Source organism: Wohlfahrtiimonas sp. XWW7, from assembly GCF_056716055.1.
Genome location: NZ_CP168033.1, coordinates 12,891 through 26,192 on the forward strand (window position 1 = coordinate 12,891; position 13,302 = coordinate 26,192).

The window sequence follows — 13,302 nt, forward strand, 5'->3', positions numbered from 1 at the left end:
TTAGATAAACCATCCAACGATACCTGATGCTGATCCAATTACGATCATTCCAACTACAATATTGACAAACCAGTCTTTCTGAATAACTTTTAATGCATATAAGGTACCTGCAACAATGATAGTTACAACACAGATAATTGGAACTATTGTCATCAAGTCTGTTTTAAATGTTTCTAAAGATGATTTAGCCTTTGCTAAACCTTGAGCAACAGCGCTATTGCCCATTGCAAAAATAATCATTGTGATCATCAATTTTTCGTAATGTTTTTTTAAAAATGTCATTTCAATTTTCCTAATTATAAAAATACTGTAACTGTTTTTACTTCAAAATTTTGTTCTACAAATAACACTAAACGTGTTAGATCATTCCATTTCCTTTCGCCTCCTCGTTGTAACTTGTTTCCATATAGAAACGTTTTACCTTTAATTATTAACTCCATTCGTAAAACGAAGTTATCCTCTACTCTTACAATATAAAGTTGCCCTATTAGCGACTTGTATTTGTCAATTAATTTTGTGGTGTCTAGTAAATTAAGTCTCATTGTCCGATGTCTTTTTAGGTAAGAAAACATCATTTAGTTTACCTTTAAATACATCTTGCTTTTTAATTTCAAACACCGCTTTTTCCATTGTTACTTTAGCGATCTGTATATCCCCCGAATTAGTTAAATTTTTCAAAACTTTTGCTACATACCCATTATTAAACCCACGCACTAACGACCCAGTGTTATAACAACTTAACGCTTCGTCTCTTTGTTGAGTTGGATCACTAGATGTTGATTGTCTACGGCACTCTAAATAAACATCTTCAAGTGCGCGAATGTTGTTGCATGGATCAAAAATATTGTCTGCATTTAACCCTAACCACCCCATGTTCTTAACATTGATTTGACCTAATCCAGTATCAAAATTGATACCATTATCAAGTAAGCTTTTCATTGTTATTTTTGCTTCATCTAATGTTGTAGGTTGCTTAATAGAATGATTTTTAGTGTTAATGCCAATAGCAAAAGGATTAAAACTTGATTCTGTTTTGATAATCGCTTTCATCACATCAAGCTCAATCTTTTGTTGGGTACATTTTAAGTACAGGTCATTGAGATTTTCTTTAGCATAAGAAGTATTACTAACAAAAAGTAATGATGTTATGTGAGTAACAAGTAAAAAATTTTTATTTTTAAGTTTCATCTCAATATCTACTAATCAAAGATTGTGTGTTATTATATCCAAATAGATTCACCAAATCAAATTTTAATTTTGATTATATTAAACAAATTTAAACAGCTTATAAGCTATTAATTTTAATAAATAAAATACAATAATTATAAACATTTTGTTTAATGGTTGAAACATAAAACAGGTTGTATTCTATGTTATTTCTTAAAATAATACCGCCAAATTTTTAAATAAAACTTAACAATAGTTTCCCGCCCGCATTACGGCCAAACGATAAATCGTTTAGCAGCAATGCTAATCACTGCCCTGAATCAAAGTAGTTGCCACGTTGTCATGATCTCTTAACGCTTTCAGTACATAGCCAGGGCAAACTACTTCCCCGAGGTTGTCGCATGAACGAATCTGAACGCATTTACGTCATCACAAAAGCAAGGGTAAATATACGTGCAAAAAACTTTTTGGGATGAAGCCCCAAAAACTTTACGTGTTACGGCCCAAAAACAAAAAACCGTTTTTGGTGCTGCAACACTTTTGCCCGCCCTTGCTTTTCCTCTGCCGATGCGTTTATCAGATTCATGCCGACAACAGCTCTAGGAAGTGATAGCCCCAAAGGGCGAAATGTTACTTCAGCTAAGATCATTCAATCCATGTTGCGCTAAAGCGCAATGCCTACGGCGTGCCTCTTCCAGATAGAAAGTGATTGCCGTTTTTTGTGGGCGCGGGTTCGCATGGCGTGGAAGCCTGATAAACACTGCATTTATTTTGTATTTTGGTGCATAAAGTCGTTGACATTATTATACTGTACTGTATAATGTATCACATGTTAAGCAATTGGCTTAACTTCTTTGATTAACTAGGTAGGGATTGATTATGAACGCTATAATTTTTACAAAAGCTATTCATGTGGCATATAGATTGGCATCTTTGGACAACGTATTTAATGTGAACATTGAATCAGATGAACCCAATAAAATTGTGCTAGTCAAAGAAGAACGATTGGACTATTGGGGGCATAACGGTTTAATCACACCAACAATCATTATTGAAGCGTTTGAGCACACTTTCAGTATCACAATTGAGTTTGATTATGATGATGATGCACTAGAAACTAACCGTATTAAATTTCATGATGCCTGGCATAAATTCGGTGAGGCTTATTCGAGATACTCTTCTGTTGATTTTGAAAACTTTGAAAAAACTGTAACTAACTTTCTTCAGCAACATCGAGATAAATTAAAAAACATTTAACAAAAAGGGCAATGGAAATTGCCCTTTATTTTTGGTATAATCCCGCACGGCAGGACGAGTTCTCATAGTAATCTAGTTAATCAAAGAGCTAAAAATTTTTATGTTTATTCCGTCCTGTCTTTTTTTTCGTCCAAATTTTTTCGTACAGTTCTAACTAGCGATTCGGAACAGCCTAAAATATTTTTAACTTCTGCCACAGTTGATCCAGTGTTTAACATAGCTTCAATCTTTGCATGCATTTTAACATTAGGTTTGCGCCCAGTATAAATCCCACGTTTTTTGGCTTTATCTATACCTTGTCGTTGGCGCTCTCTTCTTAAATTGTAATCAGCTTCAGTTTGTTTAAGTAAGATTTTAATCACTGTTTTTTGCACAGCTTCTAAGATAATTTTTCCAACATCATCTTGGTGTTCCAAAAGATCATCAATATCAAAATAACCTGGCACACAAATTTTCGCGCCTTTGCTCTTAATTTCTTCTAATAGGCTTTCAGCTTCTTCAAGCGGTAAACGCGTTATACGGTCGATATTTTCGGCAATGACCACATCCCCTACCTGAAGATCATTAAGTAAACGATTTAGCTCTATTCGGTCTCTTGTTGCGCCTGATGCAGATTCTTCATATACACCTGCAACGTAAAAACCTTTTGCTTTTGCTTCATCAATTAATGAACGTTGACGATCAATATTTTGATCCTGGCTACTCACTCGCATGTAAATTCTAGCAACTTTCATACAAACCTAATTAAAAAATGGCGCTACAAGCTCTGCAATAGCCCATAAAATGAATAAAAATACAAATGGTGTAGATATGGTCGGATTAAAAACAAAACCGTCTACACGATCCATATTCTGCATTGAACGCATAAAATATTTAATGCCATACAAAACGCCAAAGCCGATGAACGGAAGCATAACAAAATAGATCATATCTAAATATTCTCCTATAACTTATCCATAAAGTTGAATAACACTGGCACTAATGGCAACAACAGATAAGAAGCTAAAATAAAAACCACTTAGAAACTTAATCTTTTCAGGCATCATAATTAAAAAAATAACCGCCATGAACGTTCCTGACACCGCTACAGTGATCAATGTTGTGACCATACATAATCCCCTGAAGAAATGATGACAATTACCTATTCATCATGAATTGATAGATGCTATAGAAAAACATGAATGTAACAATGAACACACCTATGCATAGAAATAAGTTATATCCCATAAAATATAGTGGAACACTAATGCATAAGGCTATTAATAAAAACATTGTTATTGATATAAATGAATTAATAATATTCATGATACGAATAACTTTAATGCCACGGGGAGTATCTGCCCAATGAATAAATCTATCTAACAAATTAATTTTAGACATCACGATTCACCTTTTTATAAAATAATTGAAATATAGATTGCGGAAGCTAAAGCAAAAAACATAGATGTTTTAATGCTCCATCTTGAATAATTAAAAAATGTATCTTGTTCCTCTTGGCTATTAGCAACGCACTTTTTAGATGAAAAATACATGTGCAAGAAATAGGAAAAAAGGGTTAGTGATAATAGTGTTGTTGAGATAATCATAATGATTCCTTTATTCTTAATAGATTTTTTTAAAAATCGTTTGAAATGATAAAAAATATTAAACCACCCAATGCCAAAATTAAGAAAAATATATACAAAATCATGAATCACCTACCTTGTTATTCATTATTTCAAGTTGATCAAGTAGTAATTGGTTATTTACAGCCATGTTGCCATTTAATATTGCTAAGGCTTGTATAGAAGCTCTTATGTGCTTTGTTTCACTGTCAGTACCAATCCAATTAGGCAAAATTTCTAATACTTTAGTCTCAGCATCTTTTCTAATTATTTCTAATTGTTCTACATTGTTTGAAGTATTCATTTATCAATTCCTCTTATCAGTTGTTAATTTTTTAGGGTAAACCCTAAAAGGTTCAAATAATAGTAGCATTTTTTATAATTAAAACATACCCTAAAAACGTTTTTTTAAAAACATATTCTAAAAATTGTTTAATATATCTCTGTAAAGTTGTTTTGCAATGTTGCTGCTAAACAAGAAAACGTTTCGCTGCAACATTGTAGTCAGTTACAAGATTGAATTTTTTTGAGGATTTATAATCGTCATAAAAATTCGATCCAACAATCGAAGAGCGTTAGTTGTTTTATTCTTGATCCCCCATTGGCTCATATTTTTTATAAGTTGGTTTTTCATTAACTAACATTTCAACTTTATCAACGCCACAGATTAATTTAATGTGTTTTCCACCGTAAGCATTTTGATGACATGTAGGGCATGTGTATTTAACTCTTGTTGATTCTTGTTTAGGTTCGTCTGAAACTAAATCTTTTAATGAAAAACCACTTGTTAAGATTACATCTTCATTTTCCAACTCTTCATCATCACCTCGTAGAGTTGATATGAGCGCTTCTTTTACTGGAGGGAATCTATCAGCCCAAGATAATCTAAATTCTTCAGTTATTAACTCTTCACAGGCTAATTCATATAATCCACCTTTGATGATGTAATGTGACATTTGATCACCAGTTCTTTTCCCACCCTCACGCCCAGTATGGCTAGGCATTAATCCTATTTTTTCCATGCTATCACCCCATTTTTTATTATGATAGCCACCCCGCCCCGCTGTTTCTTCCACGGCTTGTAAAATATGTACCATTTCATGAACTAATGTAGAAAGTGTTTCTTTAATGGTTCTAACACCAAAATAAACAGGATTCATTGCTAATTCATCTGCTACTTCTCCATCTTTGTTCACAAATCGTTTATACGATACATAACCTAATGTTTGTTTTTTCCTCTGAAGAGTGATTAAACATTTAGGCAATTTATTTTCAAAGAGTTTCTCATTGAAAAAATTATATGCTTGGTAAAGCTCGTCATAAATTTGCATGATTATTCATTCCAGTTATTGTTTTAAATATTGTAATTGATATTACAATTAAAATATAAAATTGTTTTGTCATATTTGGTTTCATGAATTGTGAGATTTCGTTTCATCAATTGAGATTTGGTTTCACGAATTGAGATGCCGTTTCATGAATGGTGAGATTCTACATTATAAATGGTAAATGGTATGTGATGCTAGTTAGAAGATAGTTAGAGTAGTTAGAAGATAGTAAGGCAAAATTATATATGCAAAATAAATATTAATATTCAACTTGTTACATAACATTTTTAAAAAAAAAGGTCGGAGCTGTACCCCTAAAAAAGTCGGAGCTGTACCCCTAATGTTTCCGAAAAGGTCGGAGCTGTACCCCTAATGTCTCCAAAAAGGTCGGAGCTGTACCCCTAATGTCTCCAAAAAGGTCGGAGCTGTACCCCTATTTTTGATCATTAATTGATCACTTTTAAAATTCAATTTGACTACTTTTTATGCAAAGTCGGAGTTGTACCCCTAAAAAGGTCGGAGCTGTACCCCTAAAAGGTCGGAGCTGTACCCCTACTAAAATTAGTTATCCACAACTAAAGTAATATTTTGTTTGACGGAGAATCTAATCCTATTTTAACTTTGCCCACAATGATTAGCCTTTGATTTTTTTTAAGTCTAATAACATTAACTTCCTCAACAGACTTTTTAAGAGCATTTTTAAAGTGTTTGTCACTTTGGCATGATCCACATAAATACTTGAGTGTTGTAATTAGATATGGATGAAAGTTTTTATGCGTTAGAAAGAAGATATGTACCCATCTTGATAATTGATTATTGCCTAAATCCTTTCTATCATTTATATCAACAAAGGTAGTACGATTGAATAATCCCGCAATTTTTGGATCAAGATTAATAATTAAGCTTTTATCAATTTCATTAACTTCTACAGTATTTACCAGATGACCAAAATATTTTGAACCGCTAGTTTTATTAATAATAGAGAGACTTGTTTTTACAAGCCTTTCTAGTCTGCCAACAACATGTTTTCTATTTGCAGTGCCATGATGAATACCCAATATATTTAGAAAGGCATATTGTGAAATGTGTATTGCTTTTTCTAAATCATTATTGGGTTTGTTAGCTAGGTATAATATAGCCATCCAAACATCCAAGTCATTTTGATCAAGTTGCTCACCTGTTTGTAATATTTCTATATTTTCTAAACTACTAATTTTTTCATTATGAATAAATCGTCTTTTGCCTGGCTTAACAATGCCAAACAAAGCAGATTGTAACAAGTCTGATGGTAGTGCCCTTTGATTATCATGGTGAACATGTGTATTTTCGCCAAACGGTAATGTAAATTGAATAGCATCTTCAGATGTCATTCTGTTAACTGCCGTTTTCATAAGAGAATTTAATTGATCGTCTATAGTTGCCATTATATTTCACTTATTTTTAAATTAATTCTGTATGTGTTTTGGAAAAAAAAATTTCTGCTGTTGCTGATTGCCATATACGCCAATCTAATTTGCTATCAGGTTTTCCATCATTGAGCCATTGTTCAAATGTAGGATAGAATTTTATTTGCTTAATATCTTTTAAACCTTTTACTAAGTCATTTCTCTTCTGAATTAATTCAATCACAATATCGTTAATGTTTTTAGGGATAGGTACATCCCCCTTTTCCCAACGTTGCCATGATCTAGGTGATACATGTGCTACATATTCAGATGCTTCTTTAACATCTAACATTAGATGTTTTCTAATAGCTTGTAGCTCCCTATAATTAATAACCTTATTTAGCATTTTTGTTTTTCCACAATATCAATAAAATATATATTGTCGTAATTGCGACTTTATGTCAATATATAAAAAATGTTGATAAGGATATATAAATGAAGATGGTAGTAGGATTATATTCACTATCAATGTGATTGTAATGCTATTTATTGCTATTTATAACTTAGTAAAACTCGTAATCAACATCATTTAAAAGGGATAGAATGAAAGAATTTGGGAAAAGATTAAGAGAGGTTAGAGAAAGTTTATCAATGAGCCAAACAGAGTTTAGTGCTATTGCTGGAGTTGGTCAAAAAGCTCAAATAAATTATGAAAAAGGTGATAGGAAGCCCGATTGCGTATATTTATCTAATCTTTCAAAAATTGGAGTTGATGTTCAATACATTATTACTGGAGTTAAGTTTGATAATTCACTAACAGAAGAAGAGGAAAATTTAATTCAAGCTCTACGTGCAAGTGAAAAACACATTCAAATGATAGCAATATCAACGGCTCATGCAACTTTAGTGGCGGGAAAAATGTATCCAAAAAATTTTGAATAACTGTCCACTTACAATAACCGCTATTTAGGCGGTTTTTTTATGCCAGGCATTTTGTATTAAGTTTGTTTTTTAGCATTAGATTCGATCCGATATTGAAACAATACCAGATTCTTTTGGGGGGATTTTCGCGGTGCGAAAACCGAGCCACCAATGAATCGAGCCACAAGGCTACGCCTTGCAGTCTCGCCCCTGCGGGTTGGGTCTCTTCCCCTCTTGGGCTACCGCCCGCCAAACAAAAGTTATGTCCGCTCGCATTACGGCCAAACGATAAATCGTTTAGCAGCAATGCTATTCCCTGCCCTGAATCAAAGTAGTTGCCACGTTGTCATGATCTCTTAACGCTTTCAGTACATAGCCAGGGCAAACTACTTCCCCGAGGTTGTCGCATGAACGAATCTGAACGCATTTACGTCATCACAAAAGCAAGGGTAAATATACGTGCAAAAAACTTTTTGGGATGAAGCCCCAAAAACTTTACGTGTTACGGCCCAAAAACAAAAAACCGTTTTTGGTGCTGCAACACTTTTGCCCGCCCTTGCTTTTCCTCTGCCGATGCGTTTATCAGATTCATGCCGACAACAGCTCTAGGAAGTGATAGCCCCAAAGGGCGAAATGTTACTTCAGCTAAGATCATTCAATCCATGTTGCGCTAAAGCGCAATGCCTACGGCGTGCCTCTTCCAGATAGAAAGTGATTGCCGTTTTTTGTGGGCGCGGGTTCGCATGGCGTGGAAGCCTGGTAAACACTGCATTTATTTTATGTTTTGGTGAATAAAGTCGTTGACATTATTATACTGTACTGTATAATGTATCACATGTTAAGCAATTGGCTTAACTTCTTTGATTAACTAGGTAGGGCTTTATTATGAAAATAGCAATTACTGTACTTTTAGCACTTGTATTAACTGGATGTTTGAGCACATCTCAGCCAAATTATTATTATTCAAATGGCTATGGTAGCGTTGATATTCCTATTGAAAATAGTCGTATTAGAATTAACTCAGGCGGTGGTGTTCATCTTTCAACGCCAAATGGTTATTTTTCTTTCTAGGTTGAGGGCTTGTTATGATTTTCACAAAGCGTATTAAGCATGAATATGAGTGGACAGATAGAAAGGCGCAATCTTTCTTAGATAAACCTAAACGCGACCTGAAGAAAGCAATCAAAAAATATCCACTGTTTGAGCCAATCTTAGAAGTAAAAGCAAGTGTTGTATCTTTGGAAGAAGAAAAAATTAAACGTGATTTAGCGCATCGAGAATTTGATAACCGCATCCGCAACTTTCATGCTCGCACATGGCGTAAAGCTAGAAAAATTTATGCTTCTTGCTCTGAAGATGTTAAGCGTACAATCATGAATGATTGGAATAGCAGAATATACCCGCTTGAATCCACGTACTTCATGCATTTAGTTGATAAATATAGTGGTAATTTAGAAGCGCGTTTATTAAGAATTAAGGCTGAAGATGAAGCCAAAAAAGCCCAGTGCCAGGCGCAAATAAATATAGTTTTTTGTTAAAAAGTAGTTGACAAATCATTATACAGTACAGTATAATGATTCGCATACTAAGTTGCTTTAGTAGTTAATCGTAATTTATAAGTATTTTAATCATAAGGAGTAGTAAAATATGGCTAGATGCATGAACAGAGTGCAGTTGATTGGTTTTTTAGGTCAAGATGCTGAATTGAAAAAAACAGGTGCAGATGAAAACATCTTAACGTTTACTTTGGCAACAACTGAAACATGGAAAGATGCACAGAACCAAAAGCAAAGCCGTACAGAGTGGCATAAAATCGTTGTATTTGGTTATCAAGCAGAATTTTTGTCTAAAGTAATCAAGAAAGGCTCTTTGGTTATGGTTGAGGGAAAATTACAAACGCGTAAGTGGAATGATCAATCAGGGCAAGATCGTTGGACAACAGAAATTGTTGTTAATAATGCGGTTGGTAATGTGAATCCATTAGATCGTAAACCCTCAGACAATGCTAATGATAGCACTTCAAACAATAGTAATGATTTTGGTGAATACCAGGACTACTTTCAAGGCAATCAAGGAGGAAATTAATATGATTGTGGAATCCAAAAGCAGTAACTTAATTTATGATTCAGAACACCCAAAATGTGCATTGTATGAGTATGGAACTACTCTAACACCGATCTATATTGTGTCTTGTTATGATCCAAGAACACCTGATCACGCTCATTTATACTTTGGTGCAAGTACAAGCGATGAATCTAAGGAGGATGCGATTTTACGCATTATGGAACGTGGTGAGAATGGATTTAAACTTCAAAGAAAGCTGAATGAAATTTGCGATTATCTCACTAAATAATAACCATTTTCGGGCTACGATCCAGTAGCCCTATTTTTAAGGATTTTTATATGTCACAGAAAACAATTATTGCATCTATGCCAAACGAGCAATATAAAAAAGATGCTCAAGCTACGTTTAAACTCATGGTTAAAGAAACCCAATCATCAATCATTACCCTGGCTCTTTCACTTATTGTTATTTCTCTTGCTAGTTATTATTTTGCTTATAAAAATTTAGGTGAAACGGATGGAATTATTTATCTCATGGTAGGTGTTTGCACAACATTTTTTGCTTTACTTGCCACAAGTTTAATTAATTCATTCAACAGTAATGACAGCACAGCATGGAGCAATATAAAAACTCAAAACTATCTAGCTTCAGTGAGCAAAGAATTTGGCAACGAAATTACTGAAGAAATGAAATTTTTAGGTGTGCCATTTTCTAATCAATCAATGGTTATGGTGCTTAAAACACGATTCGTAAAATTACCAAGAAATGATGCTGAAGAATTGGCAACATTAGATGAACAATTAAAGCCGTTTAAAGGCTAAAAGTTACCACTATTCAAATTAAATATTTTGAAAGGAAAACAACATGACATATAAAGCATATTTTAACAGTAGAGATCGCATTGAATGTAATGGTACAGAATTTACAAGTGGTGATGCAGTGATTGTTTATTTGGATGGTACATGGAAAGAAACTAGAATCGAACACAATGGTAGTGAATATTATTCGATTGATGGTTATCAACTGATAGGCAATCCAGTTAAGAGAAAATCAGTTGGAGAGTGTTTAGATGATGATGAAAATATACCTTATGGATTAAGAAAAGTTATAAATGCAATCAATCACCGTATAAAGGTGATTACGAAAACACAAAATGATGTAGATAACATTAAGAACCGATATGAGTTACATGGAATTGTTATAGGTTTGTTACTTTCTGATCAAATAAATACTGATCAATCTGCTTTTATACAAGGTAAAATCAGAACTCTTGAAATGTTTGATGTTAGCGAAATATACAAAATTTAATTTATTACAGCATTTAAAAAGTCTCTTTCGAGGCTTTTTTATTGGAAGTTGGAACAAGCCTGGTTAAATGTATCATGGATCGTTTTGCCACTCATTAAGTCTTGTAATTCATCACTTGAATTGTGCATCGCTTCCATTACAGACATCATGTCATAATTATCAATACACACTTTGTTGAATACTTTATCAGGTGTTGGATAAGTGTAAACATACTCAGCAATGTTAAGGGTAGCAATGATACCAACTAAACCCACGAACAATATTATTGTAGGCTTGATTTTAAACTCTTTCTTTTGTGCGCCCACTTTGGCATTAAATACGTTAAAAATAGTAAATAATGATAATGCCCATGTCAGACCAAAAATATACATTACATTGTGCTCTAATTGGGCATTTAGCCTCATAACATCATATACATTGTAGATTAATTCATTCATTCATATTTCCTTGTTTTAATAATCAACATTATACATAACATTGCCAGGTTCTTTTGGGGGAATTTTCGCGGTGCGAAAACCGAGCCACCAATGAATCGAGCCACAAGGCTACGCCTTGCAGTCTCGCCCCTGCGGGTTGGGTCTCTTCCCCTCTTGGGCTACCGCCCGCCAAACAAAAGTTATGTCCGCTCGCATTACGGCCAAACGATAAATCGTTTAGCAGCAATGCTATTCCCTGCCCTGAATCAAAGTAGTTGCCACGTTGTCATGATCTCTTAACGCTTTCAGTACATAGCCAGGGCAAACTACTTCCCCGAGGTTGTCGCATGAACGAATCTGAACGCATTTACGTCATCACAAAAGCAAGGGTAAATATACGTGCAAAAAACTTTTTGGGATGAAGCCCCAAAAACTTTACGTGTTACGGCCCAAAAACAAAAAGCCGTTTTTGGTGCTGCAACACTTTTGCCCGCCCTTGCTTTTCCTCTGCCGATGCGTTTATCAGATTCATGCCGACAACAGCTCTAGGAAGTGATAGCCCCACAGGGCGAAATGTTACTTCAGCTAAGATCATTCAATCCATGTTGCGCTAAAGCGCAATGCCTACGGCGTGCCTCTTCCAGATAGAAAGTGATTGCCGTTTTTTGTGGGCGCGGGTTCGTATGGCGTGTAAGCCTGATAAACACTGCATTTATTTTGTATTTTGGTGCATAAAGTCGTTGACATTATTATACTGTACTGTATAATGTATCACATGTTAGAATAAAAGCTTGCGTAATTCCGTAGCTACGATATAATTAATTCGTAGCCACGTAACTAAAAGGATTGAAAAATGAAAACTGTAAAAATTGAAATTAAAATTATTAGTAGAAATGACTATATGGGCGGTTATAATGTCTTGTTAAAATCAAATAAAGGAGAAGTGGAAGCCTTTATTAATGATAAAAATTATGTGACAGTACCTTTAGGAGGGTGGTTGCATGGGCTTTTTAAATCTGCTCCGTTTACATCTGATTTTGTAAAGAAAGCCAACGAAGAAATTCAATTAGGATTTAAAGATTGGGATATTACAAATAAAGAAATAATAGTTAATTATCCATCTTCAAATAAAGATGCCTATGAAGAAAAAAGAGTACAAAAAAGAGTTTCATTAAACAATGAAACTGATTCTAAAATCTTAGAGTATGCAAATAATTTGGAAGATTTTAGCAACAGTGTAAAAAACCAATTAAAAAGCTCTATGGTTTCGGAAATCATATACAAAAACATTAATGGTTTCTGTATTCCTAATGTAGCATTGCAAAAAAGATTATCTCTTCCACCAATCAAATTTAATTTTATCGCTTATTTTTACGGTCATTTAATTACTCATAAAACAAATGAATCTATTAAATCTCAAAAGATAATACTAATAACTGAAGCTTTATATAAGAAAATTACAGAGGACTCGCAGACAGGTTTCACAATAGATTACGTTGCTATCGTGTTTAACAATAAAATATATGCAATGACAATGCAAGAAGCAAAAAAATATAATGTTAATGACGATACGTTTTATAGTTGCCTCTGTAATCATGATTTTTATGATGAATATAATGGAATGTTATTAAATGCCGTTTTTGGAGATCATCACAAAGCTGAAATTAGTGAGAAGCTGAATGATAATAGTAAAGAAATGCTCAAAATATACGATGAAATTATTCAAAAAATAAAAGCGATCTAAACAGCAATACTAGACAATTTAGTATGATACTTTATGTCTAGTTCCAAAATATAATAAAATACCAATCATTATTGATAGTGCTTTATTTTATATTCAACAGTCATAAA

22 protein-coding genes are annotated in these 13,302 nt (G+C 33.7%); 9 read left to right on the forward strand and 13 right to left on the reverse strand.

Annotation, left to right across the window (positions count from 1 at the left end; translation table 11 throughout):
* From ACA100_RS12290 to ACA100_RS12300, 3 genes are all read right to left on the reverse strand, one after another.
* On the reverse strand, nt 1-282 hold the full coding sequence (locus ACA100_RS12290; protein ID WP_481079182.1) for a TrbC/VirB2 family protein: 282 nt from the start codon (nt 280-282) through the stop codon (nt 1-3).
* Nucleotides 283-531: 249 nt separating this feature from the next.
* A complete protein-coding gene (locus tag ACA100_RS12295; RefSeq protein ID WP_481079183.1) occupies nt 532-1,188 on the reverse strand; it encodes a lytic transglycosylase domain-containing protein in 657 nt (218 codons plus the stop codon).
* Between the two features lie 475 nt (nt 1,189-1,663).
* Nucleotides 1,664-1,816, reverse strand: coding sequence for a hypothetical protein (locus ACA100_RS12300; RefSeq protein ID WP_481079140.1), 153 nt, complete (start codon nt 1,814-1,816; stop codon nt 1,664-1,666).
* Nucleotides 1,817-2,046: 230 nt separating this feature from the next.
* On the opposite strand from ACA100_RS12300, the gene ACA100_RS12305 reads away from it, so the two are divergent.
* Entirely contained in the window at nt 2,047-2,424 is a 378-nt protein-coding gene (locus ACA100_RS12305; protein ID WP_481079184.1) for a hypothetical protein, read from the forward strand.
* Between the two features lie 104 nt (nt 2,425-2,528).
* Here ACA100_RS12305 and ACA100_RS12310 read toward each other — a convergent pair whose 3' ends face one another.
* The 7 genes from ACA100_RS12310 to ACA100_RS12340 all read right to left on the reverse strand — a co-directional run bounded on the left by ACA100_RS12310 (nt 2,529) and on the right by ACA100_RS12340 (nt 7,147).
* Nucleotides 2,529-3,158, reverse strand: a complete 630-nt coding sequence (locus tag ACA100_RS12310) for a recombinase family protein (protein ID WP_481079185.1) — start codon at nt 3,156-3,158, stop codon at nt 2,529-2,531.
* A gap of 6 nt (nt 3,159-3,164) precedes the next feature.
* Nucleotides 3,165-3,353, reverse strand: coding sequence for a hypothetical protein (locus ACA100_RS12315; RefSeq protein ID WP_481079186.1), 189 nt, complete (start codon nt 3,351-3,353; stop codon nt 3,165-3,167).
* Between the two features lie 21 nt (nt 3,354-3,374).
* Nucleotides 3,375-3,533, reverse strand: coding sequence for a hypothetical protein (locus ACA100_RS12320; protein ID WP_481079187.1), 159 nt, complete (start codon nt 3,531-3,533; stop codon nt 3,375-3,377).
* A 577-nt stretch (nt 3,534-4,110) separates the two neighbouring features.
* Nucleotides 4,111-4,332: a hypothetical protein gene (locus ACA100_RS12325; RefSeq protein ID WP_481079188.1), complete on the reverse strand. Its 222-nt coding sequence runs from the start codon at nt 4,330-4,332 to the stop codon at nt 4,111-4,113.
* A gap of 280 nt (nt 4,333-4,612) precedes the next feature.
* Nucleotides 4,613-5,359 carry a SprT-like domain-containing protein gene (locus tag ACA100_RS12330; RefSeq protein WP_481079189.1) on the reverse strand — a complete coding sequence of 249 codons (747 nt, stop codon included), beginning with the start codon at nt 5,357-5,359 and terminating at the stop codon, nt 4,613-4,615.
* A 572-nt stretch (nt 5,360-5,931) separates the two neighbouring features.
* Nucleotides 5,932-6,780: a plasmid replication initiator TrfA gene (trfA, locus tag ACA100_RS12335; protein WP_481079190.1), complete on the reverse strand. Its 849-nt coding sequence runs from the start codon at nt 6,778-6,780 to the stop codon at nt 5,932-5,934.
* A gap of 16 nt (nt 6,781-6,796) precedes the next feature.
* Nucleotides 6,797-7,147, reverse strand: coding sequence for an Aca2/YdiL-like domain-containing protein (locus ACA100_RS12340; RefSeq protein WP_481079191.1), 351 nt, complete (start codon nt 7,145-7,147; stop codon nt 6,797-6,799).
* Between the two features lie 197 nt (nt 7,148-7,344).
* On the opposite strand from ACA100_RS12340, the gene ACA100_RS12345 reads away from it, so the two are divergent.
* Complete coding sequence (locus ACA100_RS12345) at nt 7,345-7,683, forward strand: helix-turn-helix domain-containing protein (RefSeq protein ID WP_481079139.1); 339 nt, start codon at nt 7,345-7,347, stop codon at nt 7,681-7,683.
* A 481-nt stretch (nt 7,684-8,164) separates the two neighbouring features.
* Here the strand turns inward: ACA100_RS12345 and ACA100_RS12350 are convergent, their stop codons facing one another.
* Nucleotides 8,165-8,317 carry a hypothetical protein gene (locus tag ACA100_RS12350; protein WP_481079140.1) on the reverse strand — a complete coding sequence of 51 codons (153 nt, stop codon included), beginning with the start codon at nt 8,315-8,317 and terminating at the stop codon, nt 8,165-8,167.
* A 230-nt stretch (nt 8,318-8,547) separates the two neighbouring features.
* Here ACA100_RS12350 and ACA100_RS12355 point away from each other — a divergent pair, with 230 nt between their 5' ends.
* The 6 genes from ACA100_RS12355 to ACA100_RS12380 all read left to right on the forward strand — a co-directional run bounded on the left by ACA100_RS12355 (nt 8,548) and on the right by ACA100_RS12380 (nt 11,035).
* A complete protein-coding gene (locus ACA100_RS12355; RefSeq protein ID WP_481079141.1) occupies nt 8,548-8,733 on the forward strand; it encodes a hypothetical protein in 186 nt (61 codons plus the stop codon).
* A 14-nt stretch (nt 8,734-8,747) separates the two neighbouring features.
* Nucleotides 8,748-9,200: a hypothetical protein gene (locus tag ACA100_RS12360; protein WP_481079142.1), complete on the forward strand. Its 453-nt coding sequence runs from the start codon at nt 8,748-8,750 to the stop codon at nt 9,198-9,200.
* Nucleotides 9,201-9,309: 109 nt separating this feature from the next.
* A complete protein-coding gene (locus ACA100_RS12365) occupies nt 9,310-9,747 on the forward strand; it encodes a single-stranded DNA-binding protein (RefSeq protein WP_481079143.1) in 438 nt (145 codons plus the stop codon).
* A 1-nt stretch (nt 9,748) separates the two neighbouring features.
* Nucleotides 9,749-10,015 (forward strand): hypothetical protein, encoded by a 267-nt coding sequence (locus ACA100_RS12370; RefSeq protein ID WP_481079144.1) that lies wholly within the window; start codon nt 9,749-9,751, stop codon nt 10,013-10,015.
* Between the two features lie 50 nt (nt 10,016-10,065).
* A complete protein-coding gene (locus ACA100_RS12375; RefSeq protein ID WP_481079145.1) occupies nt 10,066-10,548 on the forward strand; it encodes a hypothetical protein in 483 nt (160 codons plus the stop codon).
* Nucleotides 10,549-10,591: 43 nt separating this feature from the next.
* Nucleotides 10,592-11,035: a DUF5348 domain-containing protein gene (locus tag ACA100_RS12380; RefSeq protein WP_481079146.1), complete on the forward strand. Its 444-nt coding sequence runs from the start codon at nt 10,592-10,594 to the stop codon at nt 11,033-11,035.
* Between the two features lie 38 nt (nt 11,036-11,073).
* Here the strand turns inward: ACA100_RS12380 and ACA100_RS12385 are convergent, their stop codons facing one another.
* Together ACA100_RS12385 and ACA100_RS12390 are read right to left on the reverse strand one after the other, a co-directional pair.
* Nucleotides 11,074-11,472 carry a hypothetical protein gene (locus ACA100_RS12385; RefSeq protein ID WP_481079147.1) on the reverse strand — a complete coding sequence of 133 codons (399 nt, stop codon included), beginning with the start codon at nt 11,470-11,472 and terminating at the stop codon, nt 11,074-11,076.
* A gap of 421 nt (nt 11,473-11,893) precedes the next feature.
* Nucleotides 11,894-12,046 carry a hypothetical protein gene (locus ACA100_RS12390; protein ID WP_481079148.1) on the reverse strand — a complete coding sequence of 51 codons (153 nt, stop codon included), beginning with the start codon at nt 12,044-12,046 and terminating at the stop codon, nt 11,894-11,896.
* 258 nt (nt 12,047-12,304) lie between these two features.
* On the opposite strand from ACA100_RS12390, the gene ACA100_RS12395 reads away from it, so the two are divergent.
* A complete protein-coding gene (locus ACA100_RS12395; protein WP_481079149.1) occupies nt 12,305-13,195 on the forward strand; it encodes a hypothetical protein in 891 nt (296 codons plus the stop codon).
* Nucleotides 13,196-13,302 lie beyond the last annotated feature (107 nt).

Bases quoted from the DNA above. Each gene is read 5' to 3' on its own strand.
- ACA100_RS12290 (WP_481079182.1), bottom strand. From the start codon at position 282: ATGACATTTTTAAAAAAACATTACGAAAAATTGATGATCACAATGATT.
- ACA100_RS12295 (WP_481079183.1), bottom strand. From the start codon at position 1,188: ATGAAACTTAAAAATAAAAATTTTTTACTTGTTACTCACATAACATCA.
- ACA100_RS12300 (WP_481079140.1), bottom strand. From the start codon at position 1,816: ATGATCTTAGCTGAAGTAACATTTCGCCCTTTGGGGCTATCACTTCCT.
- ACA100_RS12305 (WP_481079184.1), top strand. From the start codon at position 2,047: ATGAACGCTATAATTTTTACAAAAGCTATTCATGTGGCATATAGATTG.
- ACA100_RS12310 (WP_481079185.1), bottom strand. From the start codon at position 3,158: ATGAAAGTTGCTAGAATTTACATGCGAGTGAGTAGCCAGGATCAAAAT.
- ACA100_RS12315 (WP_481079186.1), bottom strand. From the start codon at position 3,353: ATGATCTATTTTGTTATGCTTCCGTTCATCGGCTTTGGCGTTTTGTAT.
- ACA100_RS12320 (WP_481079187.1), bottom strand. From the start codon at position 3,533: ATGGTCACAACATTGATCACTGTAGCGGTGTCAGGAACGTTCATGGCG.
- ACA100_RS12325 (WP_481079188.1), bottom strand. From the start codon at position 4,332: ATGAATACTTCAAACAATGTAGAACAATTAGAAATAATTAGAAAAGAT.
- ACA100_RS12330 (WP_481079189.1), bottom strand. From the start codon at position 5,359: ATGCAAATTTATGACGAGCTTTACCAAGCATATAATTTTTTCAATGAG.
- trfA (WP_481079190.1), bottom strand. From the start codon at position 6,780: ATGGCAACTATAGACGATCAATTAAATTCTCTTATGAAAACGGCAGTT.
- ACA100_RS12340 (WP_481079191.1), bottom strand. From the start codon at position 7,147: ATGCTAAATAAGGTTATTAATTATAGGGAGCTACAAGCTATTAGAAAA.
- ACA100_RS12345 (WP_481079139.1), top strand. From the start codon at position 7,345: ATGAAAGAATTTGGGAAAAGATTAAGAGAGGTTAGAGAAAGTTTATCA.
- ACA100_RS12350 (WP_481079140.1), bottom strand. From the start codon at position 8,317: ATGATCTTAGCTGAAGTAACATTTCGCCCTTTGGGGCTATCACTTCCT.
- ACA100_RS12355 (WP_481079141.1), top strand. From the start codon at position 8,548: ATGAAAATAGCAATTACTGTACTTTTAGCACTTGTATTAACTGGATGT.
- ACA100_RS12360 (WP_481079142.1), top strand. From the start codon at position 8,748: ATGATTTTCACAAAGCGTATTAAGCATGAATATGAGTGGACAGATAGA.
- ACA100_RS12365 (WP_481079143.1), top strand. From the start codon at position 9,310: ATGGCTAGATGCATGAACAGAGTGCAGTTGATTGGTTTTTTAGGTCAA.
- ACA100_RS12370 (WP_481079144.1), top strand. From the start codon at position 9,749: ATGATTGTGGAATCCAAAAGCAGTAACTTAATTTATGATTCAGAACAC.
- ACA100_RS12375 (WP_481079145.1), top strand. From the start codon at position 10,066: ATGTCACAGAAAACAATTATTGCATCTATGCCAAACGAGCAATATAAA.
- ACA100_RS12380 (WP_481079146.1), top strand. From the start codon at position 10,592: ATGACATATAAAGCATATTTTAACAGTAGAGATCGCATTGAATGTAAT.
- ACA100_RS12385 (WP_481079147.1), bottom strand. From the start codon at position 11,472: ATGAATGAATTAATCTACAATGTATATGATGTTATGAGGCTAAATGCC.
- ACA100_RS12390 (WP_481079148.1), bottom strand. From the start codon at position 12,046: ATGATCTTAGCTGAAGTAACATTTCGCCCTGTGGGGCTATCACTTCCT.
- ACA100_RS12395 (WP_481079149.1), top strand. From the start codon at position 12,305: ATGAAAACTGTAAAAATTGAAATTAAAATTATTAGTAGAAATGACTAT.